Origin of the sequence: Robertkochia sediminum (genome assembly GCF_016786255.1) — a bacterium.
In the GTDB taxonomy this organism is placed as follows: Bacteria; Bacteroidota; Bacteroidia; order Flavobacteriales; family Flavobacteriaceae; genus Robertkochia; species Robertkochia sediminum.
This window is the reverse complement of record NZ_JADMKT010000064.1, coordinates 133792-154667: the sequence shown is the minus strand read 5'-3', so window position 1 is coordinate 154667 and position 20876 is coordinate 133792. Positions and strand designations below refer to the sequence as shown.

22 protein-coding genes are annotated in these 20876 nt (G+C 46.4%); 6 read left to right on the top strand and 16 right to left on the bottom strand.

Annotated elements, in window-relative coordinates; genetic code table 11:
- Positions 1-30: 30 nt before the first annotated feature.
- Positions 31-1185: an MFS transporter gene (locus IS446_RS02645; RefSeq protein ID WP_203058296.1), complete on the top strand. Its 1155-nt coding sequence runs from the start codon at positions 31-33 to the stop codon at positions 1183-1185.
- 22 nt (positions 1186-1207) lie between these two features.
- Here the strand turns inward: IS446_RS02645 and IS446_RS02640 are convergent, their stop codons facing one another.
- Positions 1208-1861: a hypothetical protein gene (locus IS446_RS02640; RefSeq protein ID WP_203058294.1), complete on the bottom strand. Its 654-nt coding sequence runs from the start codon at positions 1859-1861 to the stop codon at positions 1208-1210.
- 171 nt (positions 1862-2032) lie between these two features.
- Between IS446_RS02640 and IS446_RS02635 the strand changes: the two genes are divergently transcribed.
- A complete protein-coding gene (locus tag IS446_RS02635; RefSeq protein WP_203058292.1) occupies positions 2033-2458 on the top strand; it encodes a (4Fe-4S)-binding protein in 426 nt (141 codons plus the stop codon).
- A 5-nt stretch (positions 2459-2463) separates the two neighbouring features.
- Here IS446_RS02635 and IS446_RS02630 read toward each other — a convergent pair whose 3' ends face one another.
- The 5 genes from IS446_RS02630 to IS446_RS02610 all read right to left on the bottom strand — a co-directional run bounded on the left by IS446_RS02630 (position 2464) and on the right by IS446_RS02610 (position 6990).
- On the bottom strand, positions 2464-3225 hold the full coding sequence (locus tag IS446_RS02630; RefSeq protein ID WP_203058290.1) for an SDR family oxidoreductase: 762 nt from the start codon (positions 3223-3225) through the stop codon (positions 2464-2466).
- 469 nt (positions 3226-3694) lie between these two features.
- Positions 3695-5230, bottom strand: coding sequence for a cryptochrome/photolyase family protein (locus IS446_RS02625; protein WP_203058288.1), 1536 nt, complete (start codon positions 5228-5230; stop codon positions 3695-3697).
- Positions 5231-5240: 10 nt separating this feature from the next.
- Positions 5241-6551 carry a DASH family cryptochrome gene (locus IS446_RS02620; protein ID WP_203058286.1) on the bottom strand — a complete coding sequence of 437 codons (1311 nt, stop codon included), beginning with the start codon at positions 6549-6551 and terminating at the stop codon, positions 5241-5243.
- Positions 6494-6670 carry a DUF2256 domain-containing protein gene (locus tag IS446_RS02615; RefSeq protein WP_203058285.1) on the bottom strand — a complete coding sequence of 59 codons (177 nt, stop codon included), beginning with the start codon at positions 6668-6670 and terminating at the stop codon, positions 6494-6496. The genes IS446_RS02620 and IS446_RS02615 overlap by 58 nt, the downstream gene beginning before the upstream one ends.
- A 74-nt stretch (positions 6671-6744) precedes the next feature.
- Positions 6745-6990 (bottom strand): hypothetical protein, encoded by a 246-nt coding sequence (locus tag IS446_RS02610; RefSeq protein ID WP_203058283.1) that lies wholly within the window; start codon positions 6988-6990, stop codon positions 6745-6747.
- A 201-nt stretch (positions 6991-7191) separates the two neighbouring features.
- On the opposite strand from IS446_RS02610, the gene IS446_RS02605 reads away from it, so the two are divergent.
- The 3 genes from IS446_RS02605 to IS446_RS02595 all read left to right on the top strand — a co-directional run bounded on the left by IS446_RS02605 (position 7192) and on the right by IS446_RS02595 (position 9849).
- Positions 7192-8538 (top strand): FAD-dependent oxidoreductase, encoded by a 1347-nt coding sequence (locus IS446_RS02605; RefSeq protein ID WP_203058281.1) that lies wholly within the window; start codon positions 7192-7194, stop codon positions 8536-8538.
- A 276-nt stretch (positions 8539-8814) separates the two neighbouring features.
- On the top strand, positions 8815-9648 hold the full coding sequence (locus tag IS446_RS02600; RefSeq protein ID WP_203058279.1) for a VOC family protein: 834 nt from the start codon (positions 8815-8817) through the stop codon (positions 9646-9648).
- Between the two features lie 21 nt (positions 9649-9669).
- Positions 9670-9849 (top strand): hypothetical protein, encoded by a 180-nt coding sequence (locus IS446_RS02595; protein ID WP_203058278.1) that lies wholly within the window; start codon positions 9670-9672, stop codon positions 9847-9849.
- An 87-nt stretch (positions 9850-9936) separates the two neighbouring features.
- On the opposite strand, the gene IS446_RS02590 is transcribed toward IS446_RS02595, so the two are convergent.
- Positions 9937-10716 carry a zinc ribbon domain-containing protein gene (locus IS446_RS02590; RefSeq protein ID WP_203058277.1) on the bottom strand — a complete coding sequence of 260 codons (780 nt, stop codon included), beginning with the start codon at positions 10714-10716 and terminating at the stop codon, positions 9937-9939.
- A 5-nt stretch (positions 10717-10721) separates the two neighbouring features.
- Entirely contained in the window at positions 10722-11816 is a 1095-nt protein-coding gene (locus IS446_RS02585) for a Nif3-like dinuclear metal center hexameric protein (RefSeq protein ID WP_203058276.1), read from the bottom strand.
- 44 nt (positions 11817-11860) lie between these two features.
- Here IS446_RS02585 and lpxK point away from each other — a divergent pair, with 44 nt between their 5' ends.
- Positions 11861-12868, top strand: coding sequence for a tetraacyldisaccharide 4'-kinase (gene lpxK / locus IS446_RS02580; protein WP_203058271.1), 1008 nt, complete (start codon positions 11861-11863; stop codon positions 12866-12868).
- A 16-nt stretch (positions 12869-12884) separates the two neighbouring features.
- On the opposite strand, the gene IS446_RS02575 is transcribed toward lpxK, so the two are convergent.
- The 8 genes from IS446_RS02575 to IS446_RS02540 all read right to left on the bottom strand — a co-directional run bounded on the left by IS446_RS02575 (position 12885) and on the right by IS446_RS02540 (position 20847).
- Positions 12885-15122 (bottom strand): response regulator, encoded by a 2238-nt coding sequence (locus IS446_RS02575; RefSeq protein WP_203058269.1) that lies wholly within the window; start codon positions 15120-15122, stop codon positions 12885-12887.
- A gap of 28 nt (positions 15123-15150) precedes the next feature.
- Positions 15151-16149 carry a type I glyceraldehyde-3-phosphate dehydrogenase gene (gene gap / locus IS446_RS02570; protein ID WP_203058267.1) on the bottom strand — a complete coding sequence of 333 codons (999 nt, stop codon included), beginning with the start codon at positions 16147-16149 and terminating at the stop codon, positions 15151-15153.
- A gap of 61 nt (positions 16150-16210) precedes the next feature.
- Positions 16211-17089 (bottom strand): lipoyl synthase, encoded by an 879-nt coding sequence (gene lipA / locus IS446_RS02565; RefSeq protein ID WP_203058260.1) that lies wholly within the window; start codon positions 17087-17089, stop codon positions 16211-16213.
- A 50-nt stretch (positions 17090-17139) separates the two neighbouring features.
- Positions 17140-18348: an Nramp family divalent metal transporter gene (locus IS446_RS02560; protein WP_203058253.1), complete on the bottom strand. Its 1209-nt coding sequence runs from the start codon at positions 18346-18348 to the stop codon at positions 17140-17142.
- Positions 18349-18421: 73 nt separating this feature from the next.
- Positions 18422-18985 (bottom strand): RNA polymerase sigma factor, encoded by a 564-nt coding sequence (locus IS446_RS02555; protein WP_203058250.1) that lies wholly within the window; start codon positions 18983-18985, stop codon positions 18422-18424.
- Positions 18986-19111: 126 nt separating this feature from the next.
- Entirely contained in the window at positions 19112-19312 is a 201-nt protein-coding gene (locus tag IS446_RS02550; RefSeq protein WP_203058249.1) for a membrane or secreted protein, read from the bottom strand.
- Between the two features lie 165 nt (positions 19313-19477).
- Entirely contained in the window at positions 19478-20275 is a 798-nt protein-coding gene (locus IS446_RS02545) for an anti-sigma factor domain-containing protein (protein WP_203058248.1), read from the bottom strand.
- Complete coding sequence (locus tag IS446_RS02540) at positions 20272-20847, bottom strand: RNA polymerase sigma factor (protein WP_203058247.1); 576 nt, start codon at positions 20845-20847, stop codon at positions 20272-20274. The genes IS446_RS02545 and IS446_RS02540 overlap by 4 nt, the downstream gene beginning before the upstream one ends.
- Between the last annotated feature and the right edge of the window lie 29 nt (positions 20848-20876).

Sequence of the window (20876 nt, the reverse complement as noted above, 5' to 3'; positions counted from 1 at the left end):
ATAGTTTTATTTTTGCACTTTTTTAAGTCTATGAGATCACTGAAATTAATCCTGACCAAACCCTTGTACTTTGGCGTTGCATGGGTGTTTGCTTCTATCAATATCCTTATTGGTACATGGGCTATTTATATTCCGGAGATCGCTCAGAAACTGGCGATCAATGAAGGACAATTAGGAATTTCCCTGTTCTTTCTGGCTTTCGGGACCTTATTAGGTCTTCCTGTATCTCCTTACCTCGTGGGCCGTTTAGGTCTTGGAAGATCCACCATCGTGGGGATCTCCCTGTTTTGTGTCGCCTTTGTTTTTCCGTTTCTGGCCACAAGCCATATCGGTTTGTCGGCAGCTTTGTTCGGAGTGGGGCTGGCTTCGGGATTTACCGATATTGCCATGAATACCCTGGTGTCTGAACTGGAAGCTAAGAAGCAGGTACAGATCATGTCTGCAGCGCACGGATTTTTTAGTCTTGGAGGTGTTATCGGAGCGGGAGTAGGAAGTATCTTATCGCCTCTGTTCCCAACCCCATTGATGTATATGTTGGTGGTCGCTTCCCTGGTGCTTGTTGTGAACGTATTGCTCTCGCGCAACTACATTGCTGAGCGGTCACCCGTGAAGTCTGATGGTCACTTTAGCTTTAAACACTTTAAACCGCTCTTCGCACTCGGATTAGTGGCTTTTATCATTATGGCCAGTGAAGGTGCAATGGTCGATTGGAGCGGCTTGTATCTCGAAAAGGTAACCCTGGCACAAACGGCATTGCTCATAGGTATGGGGTATACTGTTTTTTCGGCCTGTATGACCCTGGGCAGGTTCTTTGGTGATGAGGTGAGTAACCGCTTTGGCTCTTTTGCGATAATCATTTATGGCCTTCTCATTGGTATTGGGGGGTATTTGCTTATCCTGAGCGGATCTACCCTGTTGGCTATTGGAGGGTTCGGACTTGTAGGTATCGGATTTTCGGTGATCGTTCCTGAGCTGTTTCGCCTGGGAGGAAAAGTTAAGGGGGTGGCAGCTTCTCAAGGGATTTCTTTTATCGCCGGAAGTGGATTTCTCGGATTCTTAATGGGGCCTGTGTTTTTAGGATTTTTGGCACAATACGCTTCCCTGCGTTTGAGTTTTATCGCATTGCTGGTGGGGGCGGTCATAGCCGCGCTTACCATGTCGTATAAAAAAATAAAGGGCTCTTAACAAGAGCCCTTTATTTTTTGATCTAATCTTTGATCACTTCTATGTCGCTGAAGTAAAGTTTGAAGCCTCCCGTCTCATCCTGATGAAGCGTAGCGAACTTCATTTTTCCTTCTTCTGTATAGTCTTCCCATGTGGTGATAAAACAATTGCTGGTAGAATTGTCTTCCCGGTAGATCCATTCTCTGATCATATGGTCGTCGTCAATAAAGAAATCGTAGGCATCTCCCGGCGTGTATCCGCCATCCCCGGTGTAGTGTATGGTGAGCTTGTACAGGGTATCTTTGCTAATTGGCGCTTCATCCCTGATGATAGAATCCCTGGTATACCCTTCGTCCCAAATGAGCTTGAAGGGAGCAAGCAGCCAATAGGTGTCATTTACAAAGGCCTTATCGGCTTTAAGTGAGCGTTCGTCTACAGCATCCCTGTTGTAGGTGGTAGTCTCTCCGTTATAGGTCATAGCCACCTGGCCGGTTTTCGGATTCCATGCCCAGTCCCTTTCAAAGTGAATGGTATCCCGGTCTACATTGAAGGTGAAGCGCAATTCTGAAACATCTTTCCAGTGTTCAATACCATTGGCTTGGGCCACTTTTTCAACAAAACTTAAGGGTTTGGCCTTTTCCTCTTTACAGGAAATAATGGTGAGGAGGATCATGGCGATCGGAAACAGGTATTTCATAGTAGATGATTTTTGATAAAATTAAAGAATTATCGGGTATCAGCCTAATGTACATTCTTTTAAGGTGACCAGCCTGTAAGTACAGGAGGTTGTAACGGTTGGGTGTATTTTTCATTCCCCGGCCCGGGGAAGAGTCTCCATTTTTGGTATCTTTAAGAGAAAATCGAAGACATGTCAAAAAAAGAGTATACCAACGGCGAGGTTACCGTGGTTTGGAAACCCGGAATTTGTATTCATTCTGCCATTTGTGTTAAGGGACTTCCCGGCGTTTTTAAGCCTGATGAAAAACCGTGGATAACCATGGACGGGGCGGGGACAGATGCCATTGTAGAACAGGTGAAAAAATGTCCGTCCGGCGCATTGAGCTTTTTTATGAAGGATAGCGAAGAGCAGGCTGTAACCGCAGGGCACGATAAAGATACCCTGGTTGAGATCATGGAGAACGGACCGTTACTGGTACACGGTAAGCTCCATGTGGCACATCCTAACGGCGACACCGAGGAAAAGGAAAAGACCACCGCCTTTTGCCGATGTGGAGCATCTGCGAACAAACCATATTGTGATGGAGCACACCGCAAAGCCGGTTTTAAAGGATAAGGAGATCACAACAGGGCATTGATGCTCATGCCGCCATCGGTTACGAGATTGTGCCCGGTAATATATGATGATTTGTCCATAGCCAGGAACGCAACAGCTGCTGCCACCTCTGAAGCATCGGCAACGCGTCGCAATGGCGTGCGTTGAAGTACGGGGTCTATTTTTTCAGGTTGCTTTAGGAGTCCTTCTGTTAAAGGGGTAAGGGTAAACCAGGGAGATACAGCGTTAACGCGAATGCCGTGTTGCGCCCATTCTACGGCAAGACTTCGCGTCATTTGAAGGATCCCCGATTTGGCCATACCGTAGGGGGCACCTGTGTGATCGTCTACGATAGCCGCTACCGAAGAAATGTTGATCACAGATGCTTTTCCTGAAATTTTAAGAAAGGGAAAGCAGATACGACATAATTCGAATGGAGCCATGAGGTTGAGTTCGATCACCTTTCGGTACTCTTCTTCCTTATAGCCTGTCGTGGCCTTGCGAATGTTGGTTCCTGCGTTGTTCACCAGGATGTCCAGGCTGCTGAAGTTCTTTTCGATGGCGTCCCGTAATCTCGCCCTATCACTATCCAGGGTTACATCGCCGGCTACACCAATAACCTTGTAGCCTTTTTTCTTTAGCCGGGTTTCTTCCTTTTTGAGTACGTCTTCATTTCGTCCTGTAAAGATCACCCGTGCGCCCAGTGCCGCAAATTCTGCTACACAGGCCAGGCCTATGCCTTTAGAGCCGCCAGTGATCAAAGCTGTTTTATTTTTAAGATCCCACATCGTGTTCTTTGCTTTTCAACTAAGATAGGTAAACTGTAATAATCTCCTTTGAGGCTGTGGCGTACAAATGAGGTCGTGGCGTACAAGAACATCTGAAAACAAAGAGGTAGGAGATCGTGTTGACAGGAAAACGGTTACAGTGCGAAGGGAGGTGAAAGATGATGCTGCAAAGATTAAGGTGCTGCAGAAAGTGGTTTAGTGCGAAGTCCGGTTATGGGAAGTATTAACCAACAAAAAGCCCTTTGACCTTAAAAGACCAAAGGGCTTTCTTCCCTAAACTAATACCTACTACTATGTAATGATTACTTTATATACGTGCGCTTTTTGGTTTTGGATCTCGATAATGTGTTTTTTTTGAAAAAAAATGCTTGTTTTTTACAATTTGCTGAAACCTCCTAAAGTGGTTGTAAGTAAATGATTTATACTATTGGGTTAAGCGCTGTCATACAAGGTGAAGGCCTTTCAGAAATTAAAATTCATCCGGATCGCTCATGATCGCCTGGCTGCGTTTTTTGATCGCATCCAGCTCTTCCGGTTCGATCTTGTCGAGTAATCGGTACATTATTCCCATGCGTCTGTTTGATTCCAGTTGTGCTCTTTTATCATGGAGGAAATTCCAGTACAGGGCATTAAACGGACAGGCATCTGATCCCGTTCTTTTTTTGTGATCGTATGTACACCCTTTACAGTAATCACTCATTTTGTTGATGTAGTTGGCAGAGGATATATAGGGTTTTGTAGCGAGAAGTCCGCCATCTGCATACTGGCTCATGCCTCGTGTGTTGGTGATCTCTACCCATTCTATAGCATCTATATAGATGCCGAGATACCACTCGTCTACCATATCCGGGTCGGTTTGATTGAGCAGGGCAAAATTTCCGGTAACCATCAGCCGTTGTATATGGTGGGCATAGGCGTGGTCCAGGCTGTTCTTTATGCAGTTGCTCAGGCAGTTCATTCGTGTGTTTCCGGTCCAGTAGAAACCGGGTAATTTGTTCTTGTTCTTAAAAAAGTTTTGATCATTATACCCGGGCATTTCCATCCAATAGATGCCTCTCATGTATTCTCGCCACCCGAGGATCTGGCGAACAAACCCTTCTACCTGGCTTATGTCGATACGGTCTGGATCCTTTTCATAGGTATGAACGACCTGATCGATAACTTCCCGGGGATGGAGGATCTTGGTGTTCAGGGCAAACGACAGGCGGGAGTGAAACAGGTATACGGTCTCAGTGTGCATGGCATCCTGATAGTCGCCGAAGTTGGGGAGCAGGTATTCGCAAAAGTGATCGAGGAGTTCCCGGGCTTCAGATCTGTTTAATGGCCATTGAAAATTATCGGGGTCGGCCTCACCGATTGACGATAATTCAGCTTCATCGATGTCCTTTAATACAGTGACCGTGTTTCGGCTAAAATGAGGTAGTTCCGGAATTTCAGGGTCTCCCTTCCATTTTTTTCTGTTGCTTTTATCGTAATTCCACGCTCCCCCTACAGGCTTCCCGTTAGCGTCGATAAGGATGTTGTGTTCTTTTCGCATCATGCGATAAAAATGCTCCATAAGCAGTTGCTTCTTGCCTTTAAAGAAGTTCTTCAGCGTATCGCGGGTGGTGAGAAAGTGCTCTGTGTCGGCAGTCGCCGAGGAGATATTCAGGGTTTTGCAAATTTCCCGAAGTTCCTTGTCAAGGCGATATTCATCGGGTAGTTGGTATTCGAATTGCTCTGCCTGGTATTGTGTGATGCACTTGTGGATCACTTCTTTAAGGGTGTGCGGATTCTCAGGGTCATTAATGCGGAGGTAGTGTACCCGATGCCCCTCTTGCTCAAGGTGCTCAGAAAAATTGCGCATGGCAGCGAAGAAGCCGATAAGTTTCTGCAGGTGATGAGTCACATAGGTCGCTTCCGGTCTCATTTCGGCCATTAGGTAGATCACCTCCTCGTTCTTTTCTTTAAACCAGGAGTGTTGGCTATTGAGTTGATCGCCTAGAATAAGTCGGACAATGGTCATAGGTATGGGTTTAGAATAAGGTGTTTTGCAGCCATAGTTTTCTAAAGGAGCCATTGGTGTCGTAGCGTTCTGCCTGGCTTTTGGTATTGAACTTCCGGTTTCTGGGATCGTTACCTACCCCGCTTACATAGTTCCAGTTGCCCCAATTGCTGTGCACATCGTAATCGATCAGTTGGCTTTCGAACCACGCCGCACCTGCGCGCCAATCCTGTTCCAGGTCTTTTGCCCAGTATGAAGCCACATTTTGCCGCCCCCTGTTACTCATCCATCCGGTGCGGGCCAGTTCGATCATGTTGGCATCGACAAAATCATTACCGGTGTTCCCGCTGGTCCAGCGTTTAAAGGCGTGCTTGTTAAACCTCCATTCGTATTCCCGGTTTTTGATACCTCCCTGCAGAAAGATGCGGTTACCGTGTTTCATGGAGATGTATTTAAAGTAATCCCGCCAGAGGAGTTCAAAGATCAACCAGTAAGTATCCTGATTACTCACCACCTTTTTTTCGAATTGTTTTACCTCGTGGTAGATCATTCGCGCAGAAATACTTCCATTGGCCAACCATGGGGAAAGCTTGGAGCTGTAATCTATACCTGTTAGTCCATTCCTTGTGCGCTTATAGTATTGCAGTTTTTTCGTTTTCCAGAAATAATGATCTATACGTTCCAGGGCTTGTGAGGTACCACCCTTGCACGGGAAAGCAGTCCTGTTGTCAGGCTCACTGATCACGACGCCTAGATCGTCGGGCTGGGGGAGTTGGGTGTTCAATCCCGGTAGCGGATTTTCAGCCGAAGAGCTGCCCGTAATATGCACGACAGGCTTCACCTCCGAATGGGCTTCCACCTGTTTTCGGAATCTCGTAAAGACTTCGGGAACATTCTCCGGTTCAAAAGGCAGGTGATCGGGGTGTATGAGAAACTGATCGTAATGTTCGATCAGGGGAGGCAAGGTATGCGCTTTTATATGCCTGTTATCCCATTCTTCTTCTGAAGTCCATTCTTTTTGGGTGTAAATGGCATCGACATGCCAGGATCTTACCAATTCCGGAAGTACTTCTCCCGGTCGCCCTGAGCCAAAGTGCAATGGGATGTTCAGGGTAAGCAGTTCCTCCTTAAGGTCTTTCAGGGTTTCCAGAAAGAAACGTCTTCGGTGACCTCCGGTTTTTGGAAAGCCCCAGGGCGTTGTGCCCAGTTGTACGGGGTCAAAGCAATACACCCCGGTAACCTGATGGCATGAGGCCAGGGCTTCATGGAGACTCGTATTGTCTTTTACCCGAAGGTTGTTTCTGAACCAGACGATTCCGTGTTTTTTCTGTTTCTCCTGCATCGTTCGCTACAGTATTTGACCTGCTCCCAGTTGCGCTGCCATTTTTTTCTCCAGCTGAATGGTCTTTCACAGGTCAGGCATATCTTTTCCGGCAGGTCTCCTTTCTTTTTGTGTTTCATAAATAAGGGCCGGAACTATCCGACCCCTCTAAAATATAAAATGTCTAACTTTTTAAAGTTAATATTAAACAAAATTATTCTGATGGTGTTAACTTTTTCAAGCGTTCTTCATATTCGTGCATGGCTGCACGAACCATGTCTACATTGTCTGATGCTCTTTGGTGGGCGTCTTCCATGACCTTTTCCAGTTTAGGGTCAGGGTGTTGAAACAGATCGGTGATCACATGGTTGATCTTATCGATGCTGCTTTCCTGGGTGTTTTTAATGTCTTCAAGTTTTGTGAGGAGCTTACGCATGACCTCAAGTTTCGCTTGGTCCATAATATTTGAATTTTTGGATTCTCTATAAAATACAAAATTTTGTTTAAAGTGCTTTTGTACAGGGGCGTAGGGTCTTGTTTCGTCTTTTGAAGATCGGTGTAAGATGGGTGTGCTGAGGTTTGTAATATGGGAAGAGTAAACCCGTATTTATTTGTTAACTTTGTAAAAACCCGCTATGGCGGGCATTTTTTTATACACGATATGCAAACGCCCAAAAATATCGCTGTCATTGGCAGCGGACTCGTAGGAAGTTTACTGGCTATTTATCTCAAGAAGAGGGGTCACGAAGTCGATGTTTATGACCGACGTCCTGACATACGGCATACCGCTTTTTCCGGTAGGTCTATCAACCTTGCCATGTCTGTTCGCGGGTGGAAAGCCCTGGCTGAGGTGGGTATTGAGGAGGAGATCCGTAAATTGGGGATCCCCATGGATAAGCGCGCCATTCATCCTATGGAAGGGGAGGTATATTTTCAACCCTATGGAAAAGAAAGGGAGGCTATCTATTCTATATCCCGTGGGGTGTTAAACAAAAAAATGATCGATCTGGCAGAAGCTACCGGGGCCCGGTTTATTTTCAACTCCAGGGTTTGGGATGTCGATCTTCCGGAAGCTAAGATCTACCTCGGAGACGAGGAGAATGCTCCATGGACTCCTGTAAAGTACGATCATGTTTTTGGGGCCGACGGTGCTTTTTCAAGGGTTCGGCACAAAATGCAACGTCGTAGTTTGTTCAATTACAGTCAGTCCTTTCTCGAATCGGGATACAAGGAGCTCACCATCCCGGCAAATGCAGATGGATCGCATAAGCTCGACAAGCATTCGCTGCACATCTGGCCAAGGGGTAAGTTCATGCTCATTGCCTTGCCTAACCTGGACGGGAGTTTTACGTGTACCTTGTTCATGCCGTTGGAGGGCAAGTATTCTTTCGAGGCTTTGACCGATGAAAAGATCGTTGAGGAATTCTTTAGCCACTATTTTGCCGATGTGCGCCACGAGATCGAAAATCTGAAAAAAGACTTTTTTAAGAACCCAACCAGTACCTTGGTCACTATTAAATGTGATCCCTGGACCTACTGGGACAAGGTGGCCCTGGTGGGGGATGCCGCCCATGCGATAGTACCTTTTTACGGTCAGGGCATGAATGCGGGATTCGAAGATATTATGACCCTGAATGATCTTATGAACGCTTATCAGGACGATTGGGAACTTATATTCAAAGCCTATCAGAAACTGCGTAAACCCAATGCAGATGCCATTGCACAACTCAGCCTGAATAATTTTATGGAGATGAGTTCCAAAACTGCAGATCCTGACTTTTTACTGCGTAAACAGATCGAAAAATGGTTCTCTGAACGTCATCCGGATAAGTGGGTGCCGCTATACACCCGGGTAACCTTTAGCACGAAGCCTTATGCCGAAGCTCTGAAAGAGGGAGATCGACAAAAGGCGATCATGGACCAGGTGATGGCTATGGAAGGCATACGAGACCAATGGGCTACCGATGAAGTAGAGCAAAAGATCCTGGAGCTTCTCGAATCGCACTGATCGTTTTTACAGGGTATAAACTATTTTTCTTCTTAGTTAATGAGAGGCGGTAGTTTTACCCATCCCGCATCCCGCATCCCGCTATACGCTGTACGCATCCCGCACTACGCATTTCGCATCACTAATCATCCATAGTTTATGATCTCTCGAGGTGTAAACAGCTATGGATCAGGTGGTTGGTAGGATTTTTATTTTGGTTGTTTTATCTTTAACAAAGGGTTTAACGGCTTGACTAGAGGTACGTTAGACCTTCTTAATAAATTAAAACCACCAGCAATGAAATGTACACGGTATCTTCAATGGCCCCTGATCGTGATCTTGTTCTTGACCTTGTCTGCCTATGAAGATATTCCAGAGCCTACCGGGGAGGAGGCGCCTACCCGGCCTTTTATTTGGCATGATCTGGTGACCCCGGACCTGGATGCCTCCAAAAAGTTTTATGAATCGGTATTTGGGTGGACCTTTAAGGATATAAAAGTTAAGGGGCTGCGATTGGCCGGTATCTATTCGGGAGGGACCCGAATAGGAGGTGTTATAGAAGTTCCGAGAGCCAATCAGGCCGTATGGATCAAATTGATCCCTGTAAATGACCTTGAGCAAAGGGTTGACATGGTGAAGCAGAACGGAGGCAGGGTGATCCTGCCGCCGGCGAATATACCCGGTCGTGGAACCCAGGTAGTTCTGGAAGGGGCTGAAGGAGAAGAATTTGCCTTTATCGGAAATGTTGATCCCGCGTTTAGCGGTGGTGGTATGGCCGACAAACATCCTCTCGCCTGGTCGGAACTATGGGCCGACGATCCCGCTACGTCAAAAAGCTTTTATGAGACTGCTTTCGGAGTGGCTACAAATGATCAGGAGGTTGATGGAAAACCCTATTGGGTGTTTGAGAACAATGGAGAGAAGATCGCGGGAATGATTGAGAATCCGATAACCAACCAGGGGACACAATGGGTACCTTATGTGCTGGTGTCGGACCCTTCCGGGGTTGTTGAACGCGCTGAGCAAGGTGGCGCTTTTATTGTGCTGGAGCCTGCAGAAGACATACGTGACGGGAAGTTCGGGATCTTTCAGGATCCTGCAGGAGCTATCGTTTGTGTACAAAAGAAATAATGTGAATTAAAAAGTAGAAAGATGAAAAAGTACAGATATGCCCTGATCATAGCGATCGTTTTACTGGCCGGATTTAGTCTGGCAGGTTGCGGAAATTCTCACTGGGGTACCAGTGCGGGAGTCGATGTGGTTTGGGGGCCGGGAGGACCCAGGGTACAGCCAAATATTAGCGTAGGTGTTTACAACGGAGGGCGTTGGTGATCATCCGGTTGATTTGCCCATTATAATTGATAGCATAAAAAAAGGCCACTGAGATCAGCGGCCTTTTTCAATATTTGGAAAACCTTCTTAGAACGATTCGAAAAGGTTTTGCATTTTCTCTTTTTCTTCATCTGCCAAAGCAGGGTCTACAAGGATACGACCACTGTGCTCGTCGATGATGATCTTTTTGCGGGCAGCGATCTCCATTTGCACCTGTGGTGGAATGGTAAAGAAAGAACCTCCTGAAGCGCCACGCTCGATCGGCACTACTGCCAGTCCGTTCTTCACACTTCCGCGAATTCTTTTGTACGCCTGTAGCAAACGATCTTCGATCTGATTTTGGTATTCTTCGCTCTTTTCGATCAGGGCTTTTTCTTCCTTCTCGGTCTCTGCAAGGATATCATTCAGCTCGTCTTTCTTGTGCTTAAGGTGCGTTTCGCGCTCGGTCAGACGCTCTTTGGTCTGAGCGATAACCTCTTTTTTCTGCTCGATCTGTACCTTGAATTCCTTGATGTGCTTTTCAGCCAATTGGATCTCAAGCTCCTGGTACTCGATCTCTTTGGAAAGCGAGTTGAACTCTCTGTTATTTCTAACGTTCTTTTGTTGTTCGCTGTACTTCTTGATCAGCGACTTGGCTTCTTCGATCAGGTTCTTCTTGTTGGCGATCTCCGTGTGGATATCGTCAAGATTCCCGTTCAGCTTTTCTAACCTGGTATTCAGGCCTTCTACCTCATCTTCCAGGTCTTCCACTTCAAGAGGAAGTTCTCCTCTTACATTTCTGATCTCATCTACCCTGGAATCTATGAGCTGAAGGTCGTAAAGTGTCCTTAACTTTTCTTCAACGGTTACGTCTGTTTTCTTTGCCATATGAATTATAAATACTTGACGGGATTTGTATTGCAAACTGATAAAACGATTGCAAAATTAGGGATTTTTTTTCTAAGATGCTCAACTAATAGTTCTTTTGTATATTGTTCCGTTTCAAAATGACCCGGATCAGCGAGCAGGATCTTGCCTTCGGCCTTGTAAAAGTCGTGATACTTAAGGTCTCCGGTAATGTAGGCGTCGGCACCGGCAGCCAGGGCATTACCTATACCAAAGGCTCCGCTTCCGCCTAATACAGCTACCTTTTTTACCGGTTTTCCTCTAAGGGCTGAGTGTCGCACACAGCCGGTTTTAAAAACCGATTTCACGTGATCCAGGAATGTTGTCTCTTCCATTGGAGCTTCAAAGGTACCGGTCATTCCGATCCCGATATGCTGGTTGGTGTTTTCCAGGGTATGGATCTCATAAGCCACCTCTTCGTACGGGTGGGCTTTAAAAAGACCTTGCAGTACCTGAGATTCGGTGTGACGTGCATAGGTTACCCCTACCATGACCTCTTTTTCGGTATGTACCTCACCTTTTTTTCCGTATACCGGATCTGCACCTTCCTCACCTTTAAAGGTGCCGTCACCTTCGAGATTAAAGCTGCAATGGCTGTAATTGCCTATGTTACCGGCGCCGGCCTCGAATAGGGCCTGGCGAAGTTTTTCGGCATGTTCAACGGGCACGAAGGTGGTGAGTTTTTTGATGGTTGCCTTTTGAGGAATAAGTACCTTCTTATTGCTTAATCCCAATACATCACAGATCCTGGCGTTAACGCCTTCAAAGCTATTGTCCAGTGCCGTGTGTATGGCATAAATGGCAATATCGTTTCTTATGGCTTTTAATACCACCCTTTCTACATATGTCTTTCCGGTGATCTTTTTGAGTCCGCTAAAAATAATGGGATGAAAGCTCACGATCAGGTTGCACGCTTTTTCGATGGCTTCATCGACCACCGCTTCAAGGGTGTCGAGGGAAACCAGAACCCCGGTGCAGTCTGCATGGGCATTGCCTACCAACAGGCCTACGTTGTCAAAATCTTCAGCATAGGGCAGGGGCGCAAAAGCCTCAATGTGATCGGTGATCTGCTTTATTGTCATAGACAGGTTTTATTTTCAAATATAATTATTCTAATTTCGCTATTGTGCGTGCCTGGCGAAAAATACTACTTCCCTTTACTTGGCTTTATGGAGCTGTGATCCTGGTGCGCAATAAATGCTACGACTGGGGCTGGTTTGCCACAAAGCGATACGATCTTCCCGTGATCTGTATCGGAAATCTCAGGGTAGGGGGTACGGGAAAGACCCCAATGACCGAATTTATTGCCGATCATATCAAGGACCGGTACAGGACGGCACTGCTGAGTCGCGGGTATAAGCGGAGGTCTTCAGGCTATGTGCTGGGCGGTCCCGATACCAGGGTTGAAGATCTGGGCGATGAACCGTTTCAGTTCTTTCGGAAGTTTCCGGAAGTGGCGGTTGCGGTCGATGCCAACAGGACAGAGGGTATCGCTATGCTACTGAAAGAGGTGGCTCCCGAAGTTATTCTGTTGGATGATGCCTTTCAGCATCGCAAGGTAACAGCGGGATTAAATATCCTGCTAACTGTATATGGCGATCTCTATGTAGACGATCGTGTGTTGCCGGCAGGAAATCTCAGAGATACGAAGAACCAGGCTGCCAGGGCCGATATTATCGTGGTAACTAAGTGTCCTTCGCATCTCATGGACACCGAGATGAAAGATGTAAAAGCACATTTGGATCCCTTGCCCGGGCAGGAGGTGTATTTTGCCACTATCGATTACGATCAATACCTGTACAACAAAAAGGGAGAAAAGTTGCCGCTTACCGCCATACCTCAGGACGCCAGCCTGATCACGGGTATTGCGACCCCGGGACCGCTATTGCATTATTTGAAGTCGCTGGACCTTGAGTTTAAGCACCTGGGATATCCGGACCATCATAATTTTGCACCCCATGAAATAAAGGTGCTAAAAAAGAATAGCTTCAATTTCACTACCGAAAAAGACTTTATGCGGCTGGAAGACCAATTGGACGACCTTTGGTACTTGCCCATTAAGTTGCGATTACTCGACCGGGAAGAGCAGTTCCTGGAACATCTCAATTCCTTTATTGCGGGGTATTCAAACTAGAAACTTTCTGTTTTTACTAGACGCTGGCCCTTGAGTCTCCAATAACGCGGGCTATGGTATGGTAAAAGGTATCCGGTTTAAAAGGCTTGGTGATGATGTCTGTACATCCGGCCTCAAAGAAATCATCGGTATTCTCATCGAGGGAGATGGCAGTAAGTGCAATGATCGGAATGTTCGTGTCGAATTCCCGGATCTGCCCCGTAGCAACGAGTCCGCTAATTCCGGGCATATGAATATCCATGAGTATGAGGTCGTATTCGTTGCTTTTTGCCATATCTACAGCCTCATATCCGTCATTGGCGATCTCACAGGTGATATCTTTTTTATCGAGCATTTTTTTGGTGATCACCTGGTTGATCTTATTGTCTTCCACGATGAGAATGTGGAGGCCTTTAAGAATGTCGAGGTCGGTGCTTTCCATGACAGGCAAGGGCTCCGGAGTTTCTTCTTTTTCGGCCACTGCCACCTTTTCTTCAGGAAGATCGAAGGTGATATCAAAAAAGAAACGGCTTCCTTTTCCGAGTTCACTCTCCAGGTCGATCTCACTGTTAAAGAGACCTAGCAAGCTCTTGACTATCGTGAGGCCCAAACCGGTACCCCCGTATTTACGGTTGATCTGTACCGATCCCTGAGAGAAGCTTTCAAAAATGGTTTGTTGCATTTCTTTAGAGATCCCTATCCCCTCATCGACCACCTCGAAATGGATCTTGATCAATTTATCGGTTTTCTCTGTGGTAAGGGCTTTAAGGGTTACAGTACCGTTATTGGTGAATTTTAGTGCATTTCCGACCAGGTTCAGGAAGATCTGTGAGAGTTTGAGTGAATCTCCAATGATCTTCGGAGGTATGTCAGGAGAAATATCCAGTTCAATACGGTTGTTGTTCTCTCTGGCCGTTTGCTCCAGTGAATGCGATACATCTTCAAGGGAGTTGCGCAGGTCAAAGGGCTGATTTTCGAGAGATACCTTATTGGCGTCGATCTTATTGATCTGAAGGATGTCATTGATGAAATCAAGCAGGTATTCTCCGGAGAATTTTAATGATTTCAGGTGTGCCTTCTGACTTTCTTTAGGGTCTTCTTCCAGCAACAGGTGGGTGAGTCCGGTAACCGCATAGAGTGGCGTGCGTAACTCGTGACTCACGGTAGAAAGAAACTGACTTTTGGCTTTCATCGCCTTTTCGGCCTCTTCTTTAGCCAACTGTAATTCTTTATTCTTGATGATCAGAAGGTCATTCGATTTGATCTTGATCTGGTTGTTCCTGTAAAGGGAGATGGTAAGTAAAGAGATAATAATAAGCAGGGCAGAACTCAGAACCGTAGTGAGCTTTTGTTTGTTGGAGGTTGCTTCCCCTTGCTTTATTTGCGCATTCAGTTCATCAAACGTTCGCTGCATCATTTCGATGTCGTTCTCGTGGGAAGCTCTTTCCTGTGATTGCAGGATATCCGGATTAAAGTACAAGGCAATAATGCTATCGGCTTGTTTAAATTGGTACAACGCCTTCTGGTATTCTCCTTGTTCTTCAAGGATCTTATAACTGAGCAAGTGGGCGTCTTTTAAGATCTTCGGGTACTCTCGTGCAGAGGCTATTTGTAAGGCATTTTCCAGCTGTGGGCGGGCACTTGCAAAATTGTCATTCTCGAAAAAGATCTCGGCCATGCGCAGATTTGACATTGCTTTGAGGTATTCTTTTTCGAAGCTGTGTTCTTGTTGACCTACCTTACTGAAATAAACCTTGGCCTTAGCGTAGTTCTCCAGCTCCTTATAGGTGAGACCTAAATAGAAATTGATTGAGGTCTGTGTGTTGGGATTGAGTAATTCCGGGTCGACCTTGGCAAGGAGTTCTTTGGCGCGGTTTACCTCTTTGAGGGCGTTACCTGGGTTGTTGTTCCTGGCTTGAACATAGGCTGCAAGAACCGAAGTCAGAGCATCGGCCTGGGGGTAGGTGCCTGAACCGTTGAGGTCGTCCTTAGCCAGCCGCAAGCTCAGAGAGGGGCTTATGTTTTTGTTGAACTCCAGGTTGAGGATGGTGTTCAGGTTATACAGGTCAACGAGTACCCTCTCGTCATCTATGATCGAAGCCAGCTCTGTTGCCCGGTTGAGCTCTGTAAGGGCTCCTTCGTAGTTGGCCAGATTCTTTTGTTTGTAAAATTTTTCAATGATGCCTTGCAGACTGTCCTTGTTGATGAGGTCGGTCTGTGCCACCCCGGAAAAGGGTGCGAAAAGTAGTGCTATGAGGAGTATAATGAACCGCATAGAGGTAAGTTAAGAAAATTAAATATAGCTATTTCTGACTTAACAGTTCAATTAAATTGACGATTCTGCTGCTGTAACCGTACTCGTTATCGTACCACCCAATGATCTTAACCATTTTTCCGATCACTGAGGTCATTTGGGCATCGAAGGTACACGATGCCGGATTTCCGATCATGTCTACCGAAACTACCGGGTCTTCTGTATACACCAAAATGTTCTTTAAAGTGGTGGAGGCTGCTTCCTTAAAAGCGTTGTTGATCGCTTCGATACTCGTGTCCCGGGTTACGTTCAGGGTGATATCGGTTAGGGATCCGTCCGGAACGGGAACGCGAATACCACAGCCACCGATCACATCGGCCAGGTCGGGGAAGATCTGCGTGAGTGCTTTCGCAGCACCAGTCGTGGTGGGCACAATACTTTGTCCGGCAGCCCTGGCTCTTCGCAGGTCCCGGTGTGGTTGATCGTGTAAACTTTGATCGGTAGTATAGGAATGCACGGTGGTGATATACGCCTGCTCGATGCCACAAAGGTCCCTGATCACCTTGATCATCGGGGCCGCATTGTTGGTGGTGCAGGAAGCATTGGAAATAATATCTTCTTCTCCGGTGATCTCGTGCTGGTTAACGCCTAATACGACCATTTTTATGTCGTGATCTTCGGGGGGGACACTCAGGATCACCTTTTTTACTCCGTTCTTGAGGTGACCTTCAAGGGAGGCCTTGGTTTTGAACTTCCCGGTAGCCTCCACTACAAGAGTCACAGTTTCGGGCCATGCGATGGCATCCGGGGTGCGATCGTTGGATAAGGGGATCTCCCTGCCGTTCACAATGATCCTTCCCGAAGCATGAGTAATGTCTGCTTTCATGACTCCGTGTATGCTGTCGTATTTTAAGAGATGGGCCAGCGTACGGGCATCGGCGAGGTCATTTATAGCTGTTACCTCAATAAATGGGTGGTCTTGTAAAATGCGGAAAAGCGTTCTTCCGATGCGGCCAAAGCCGTTTATTCCGATAGCGATCTTCTTCAAGGTGTGGTGGTTAAAGATAAAAAACCCCGCCGTGGCGGGGTGAGTATAGTGTTGGTGTTATTTATTCAATATGTTTTTGAGCCTTGTATGACGAACGCACCAGTGCTCCACTTTCTACATGGCGGAACCCAAGGTCCAAACCGATCTGACGGTATTTGTCAAACTGATCGGGAGTGATGAACGAACGTACCGGAAGGTGTTTTTTCGAAGGCTGGAGGTACTGACCGATAGTTACGATATCTACCTGTGCTTCCTTAAGGTCGTGAAGGGTTTGGATCACTTCTTCTTCGGTTTCCCCAAGACCGAGCATGATGCCCGATTTCGTTCTGTTGATCCCCTGTTCTTTCAGGTATTTAAGTACGCCAAGGCTTCGGTCGTACTTTGCCTGGATACGAACCTCACGGGTTAACCTTCTTACGGTTTCCATGTTGTGAGATACCACCTCAGGAGCTACCTCGATAATACGATCAATATTGCGTTCTACGCCCTGAAAGTCGGGAATAAGGGTTTCGAGGGTGGTTTCGGGGTTCATTCTTCGGATCGCCTTCACGGTCTCTGCCCAGATAATAGACCCCATATCTTTAAGGTCGTCACGGTCTACAGAGGTGATCACGGCGTGCTTGATCTTCATGATCTTGATCGATCGGGCTACCTTTTCGGGTTCTTCCCAATCTACCGTTTCCGGACGCCCGGTCTTCACTCCGCAAAATCCGCAGGAACGGGTGCAGGTGTTTCCGAGGATCATGAAGGTGGCGGTACCTTCTCCCCAGCACTCACCCATGTTCGGGCAACTTCCTGAGGTACAAATAGTGTGGAGGTTATATTTATCTACCAGGCCTCGAAGCTCGGTGTATTTCTTGCCTGTGGGCAGCTTTACCCGCAGCCATTTCGGTTTACCTTTTTTTGGTGCAACACTTTTGGATACAGTTTCTGTACTCATAGCTGAAATTTTCTTCCGGCAAAGATACAAAGTTCAGATCATAAAATGTCTTAAAGGGTTGTGATATACCAAATACTGAATCCCGATAAGAATAAGATCCCTGCACAACTTAATATGCGCATAGACGTATGAGGTCTTTCGCCTTCCGGCATATGGCGGGAGGTCACCAATGTGTAATTGACAATGGCATAAAACGGAGCCGTAACAAACGAAAGGATGGTGGCCAGATCGATCAGGGTTTTCATTTCTGACCGCAGGAATAGCAGGATGCTTATAGTTCCCGTTGCCAGGATCGCGATCCAGAATACGAAGTTAAAGGGTGTTTTTCTCCCTGTGAGCAATTGCGTGGCCCTGGCCATGGTTCTGGGGGAGGCATCCAGGGTGGTGAGGGTGGTGCTGAACATGGCTGTAAATCCGGATAGTGCAATGATCAAAAAGGTATTGCTGCCCAGGTTGGAGGTATACAGGTCGATGAACTCACCGGCAAAGGCACCTGCTCCCGGGCTGAAGGTGGTTCCTGAACCGAACATGACCAAGGCTCCCAGGCTCAGGAAGAATATCCCCAGTACGATGGTGCTGAGGTAGCCAAGATTGAAGTCGCCAAGGGCATGTTTGATCTGGTAATCGGGTTGGATCTTTTTCTTTTCTATTGCCCACAGCGAATGCCAGACCGATATGTCCATGGGGGCAGGCATCCATCCCATAAATGCTATGAGGAATGCTACGGAGGCGGCTTCGGTAGGGAATACCTGGGTAAGGGGAGGCGATTGCTCTCCTCTTAGCGCGATGATCACCGCCAGCAAGGTGCAGAGGGTAAGGGTGAGCACGATGTATTTCATAAGGCGGTCCAAGAGTTTGTAATGCCCCAGTAAAAGGATCACCGTACTGATCACGGTAATGATCACGCTCCAGATCACCGGATCTGCAGTAATGCCAAAGAGGTTGGCCGCCAACCCTGCTGTAACTATGGTCACTGCTGTTTGTATAGTGAACATGGTGGCCAGGGTAATGGTGAAATACGCCAGGAGTACGCCCTTTCCTAATTTAAGGTAGCCTTCCAGTAAACTTTCTCCTGTAGCCAGGGCATATCTGGGGCCGAATTGAAAGAAAGGGTATTTAAAAAGGTGAACGAGGAGTAGGGCCCATAACAGTCCGTACCCAAAAGAGGCACCGGCACGTGTAGACTGGACCAGGTGAGAAACCCCGATGGCTGCACCGGCAAAAAGTAGGCCGGGGCCTATTCTTTTCAGAAAATGCATAGGTTGGTTAGTTTTCTGAAAAATAATGTTTTTCAGACAATATTATAACGGAAATTTAAAAGGGGTGAGGTTTTTATTTCTGCTTAATGATCTCTGCGAGGAGTTTTCTCGCCCGAAGCAGCTTCACTTTTACACTGTTTAGCGGCTCTGCAAGTTCGTCAGAGATCTCCTGGTACGACAATTCCTGGAAGTAGCGCAGGTTGATCACTTTTTGATAGTGTGGCTTCAGTTTTTTAATGTCTTCCAGCAGGGAGGCAAGGTGCTGCTCTTTAATAAGCTGGTCTTCTGCTGTAGGGGTGTCGTCGGGTAATTCGTAAATACCGCTTTCGTCCTCGCCCTGCCTTTTGTGCTCCCCTCTACTTTTTTGTTTACGCAACAGGTCGATGTGAATATTCTTGGAAATGGTGATAAGCCAGGTCTTAAAATCGTACTCTTCCTTGTAGGTTTCGATCTTATCGAAGGCTTTGGTGAAGGTTCTTATAGTAATGTCTTCCGTAAGGTTTTCATCCTTGGTGCGGAGCAGTTGATAACCGTATACGTAGTTCCAAAAAGAGTTAAGGAGAAAACTGAAGGACTTCTGATCTCCTTGTCTGGCTTTTTCTATATGTGATGTTATCAGTTCCGGCGTGAGCTCCAAAAGGATGGTGTTTGATGTCGTTTAAATATAAGAAATCTGTGGGATCTCAGAAGTTTTTCAGGATTCTGAAAACCCATAGCAGATCCGGCGCGCTCTGAAATGGGATAACGTAGGGAGGGGAAGCGGTTAGTTAAGCTCGGGGCTTTTGCATTCTTGCTCCTCGGGTAGTTTTCCACAGAAACTGCAGGCCTGACCGTCCTTGTTAAGATATGGCGATTGGCTGGCGCAGGTTCCTGCAAATTTACCGTCCTTTTTGGCCCAGATCTTAATGGCGATTCCTGCAAAAGCAATTGCTAATAATACGACACTTATCAATACGAGTTTCATACATTCAAATTTGTGGCAAAAATACGAAAATCCGCAGATATCATATTTCTTAAGCAGTTAAAAATTTGCCATTTAACAGCGCTTCACGGAAGCTGATGAGTGACATAAAAAAAAGCAGCAAAACGTAGGGTTTTACTGCTTTTATAGCTGTTTTCAATAGCCGGTTCACTCTTTGGTGAAATCGATTCTTGCTACCTCGGTATCGATGGCGGCAAAATCTTTATTTCCTTTATTATCGATGGTGATCTGTATGCTCGAGGCTTTATCTGTTAAAGGTAATGACATGAGCTTTTGATCGGCTTTTTCGAGTACTCCGAGAAGTACCATATTACCGTCGACCTCTGCCCACATCTTAAATTCCTTCTCCTTAGGCAGATCGGGTAGCGATACGATGTTAATGGCACTTAGTCCGTCTTTCGGATTGATATAGGCAACAGACCTCAGATTCTTGGCTCTTTCGTTTCCTTCAAAAACGTATTGCCTGGTATCCGGATCGCTTAATACGGCGAATTTACTTTTGAGCACTTCCATTTTGGAATTGGTCTCTACGATATCGTTCTTAAGCAAATTGACCTGTTCTGTGATATTGTGTTTCTCAGAATTGAGCATTTGATTTTGCTTCCATAGGGTAACGGTCGCTGCCCCCATAAGAAGCGTACTGATTATGGCGGCAGCCATATACCAGGTAGCGAACTTTTTCTTTGGTGCTTCAAATGTTACTTCAGATGTGTTTTGGGTCTTGATCTCTTCCAGCACGGAGTTCCTCACGGATGCAGGAAGGGGTTTGGCGTAGGCGCGAGCGAATTGTTCCAGGTCTTCCTGTAACTTATCGTATTCCTCTTTTACTTGGGGGTAAGTAGAAATAAAGTGCTCGGCCTGGAGGCTCTCCTCATAATCTGCAGCGCCCATCACGTAACGCTCCAGAATATCTTCCTCCAGAAAAATTTTCACAGCTTCTTTCATGGTAAATAATTCATCAACATACTACATATCAAAATAACCAGGGCCGGGTCGTAGATCTTTCTGAGCTCTCTCAGGCCGATCTTTAATCTTGACTTGATGGTTCCCAGCGGCATATCTAGTGCTTCGCTGGCTTCCTGTTGGGTCATGCCTTGAAAAAACAAGGCTTCCATCACCACCTGGTACTTCTCGTCGAGTGAGGCTAAATGCTTTCTCAGGTCCAGGTGATCCGGATTAACCGATTCAGTCCCTAAGTTATATACGTCAGAAACTTCGATTTGGATCTCCTGATCGCTTTTTAAATTTGCACTACGCAATTTATCGATGGCGGTGTTCCTCGTAATGCGAAATATCCACGTAAAAAGCTTTGATTTTTCCTGGTTGTAGGTGTCTATCTTGTCCCAGATCTTCATCAGGCTCAGTTGTACCACATCCTTAGCCAGATCTTCATCCTTAGTGACTTTGTAGGCTACCCCAAAAAGGGTGTCGCCATAGTGATCGAAGAGCAATTCCATACCTTTCTCGTTCCGTTCCCGGAGCAGATCAATGATATTTCTTTCAAGCAATTTGCTCATGCTATTCTATTTTAGGTAAAACAGGGGTT

Bases quoted from the DNA above. Each gene is read 5' to 3' on its own strand.
- IS446_RS02645 (WP_203058296.1), top strand. From the start codon at position 31: ATGAGATCACTGAAATTAATCCTGACCAAACCCTTGTACTTTGGCGTT.
- IS446_RS02640 (WP_203058294.1), bottom strand. From the start codon at position 1,861: ATGAAATACCTGTTTCCGATCGCCATGATCCTCCTCACCATTATTTCC.
- IS446_RS02635 (WP_203058292.1), top strand. From the start codon at position 2,033: ATGTCAAAAAAAGAGTATACCAACGGCGAGGTTACCGTGGTTTGGAAA.
- IS446_RS02630 (WP_203058290.1), bottom strand. From the start codon at position 3,225: ATGTGGGATCTTAAAAATAAAACAGCTTTGATCACTGGCGGCTCTAAA.
- IS446_RS02625 (WP_203058288.1), bottom strand. From the start codon at position 5,230: ATGACCATTGTCCGACTTATTCTAGGCGATCAACTCAATAGCCAACAC.
- IS446_RS02620 (WP_203058286.1), bottom strand. From the start codon at position 6,551: ATGCAGGAGAAACAGAAAAAACACGGAATCGTCTGGTTCAGAAACAAC.
- IS446_RS02615 (WP_203058285.1), bottom strand. From the start codon at position 6,670: ATGAAACACAAAAAGAAAGGAGACCTGCCGGAAAAGATATGCCTGACC.
- IS446_RS02610 (WP_203058283.1), bottom strand. From the start codon at position 6,990: ATGGACCAAGCGAAACTTGAGGTCATGCGTAAGCTCCTCACAAAACTT.
- IS446_RS02605 (WP_203058281.1), top strand. From the start codon at position 7,192: ATGCAAACGCCCAAAAATATCGCTGTCATTGGCAGCGGACTCGTAGGA.
- IS446_RS02600 (WP_203058279.1), top strand. From the start codon at position 8,815: ATGAAATGTACACGGTATCTTCAATGGCCCCTGATCGTGATCTTGTTC.
- IS446_RS02595 (WP_203058278.1), top strand. From the start codon at position 9,670: ATGAAAAAGTACAGATATGCCCTGATCATAGCGATCGTTTTACTGGCC.
- IS446_RS02590 (WP_203058277.1), bottom strand. From the start codon at position 10,716: ATGGCAAAGAAAACAGACGTAACCGTTGAAGAAAAGTTAAGGACACTT.
- IS446_RS02585 (WP_203058276.1), bottom strand. From the start codon at position 11,816: ATGACAATAAAGCAGATCACCGATCACATTGAGGCTTTTGCGCCCCTG.
- IS446_RS02575 (WP_203058269.1), bottom strand. From the start codon at position 15,122: ATGCGGTTCATTATACTCCTCATAGCACTACTTTTCGCACCCTTTTCC.
- lipA (WP_203058260.1), bottom strand. From the start codon at position 17,089: ATGAGTACAGAAACTGTATCCAAAAGTGTTGCACCAAAAAAAGGTAAA.
- IS446_RS02560 (WP_203058253.1), bottom strand. From the start codon at position 18,348: ATGCATTTTCTGAAAAGAATAGGCCCCGGCCTACTTTTTGCCGGTGCA.
- IS446_RS02550 (WP_203058249.1), bottom strand. From the start codon at position 19,312: ATGAAACTCGTATTGATAAGTGTCGTATTATTAGCAATTGCTTTTGCA.
- IS446_RS02545 (WP_203058248.1), bottom strand. From the start codon at position 20,275: ATGAAAGAAGCTGTGAAAATTTTTCTGGAGGAAGATATTCTGGAGCGT.
- IS446_RS02540 (WP_203058247.1), bottom strand. From the start codon at position 20,847: ATGAGCAAATTGCTTGAAAGAAATATCATTGATCTGCTCCGGGAACGG.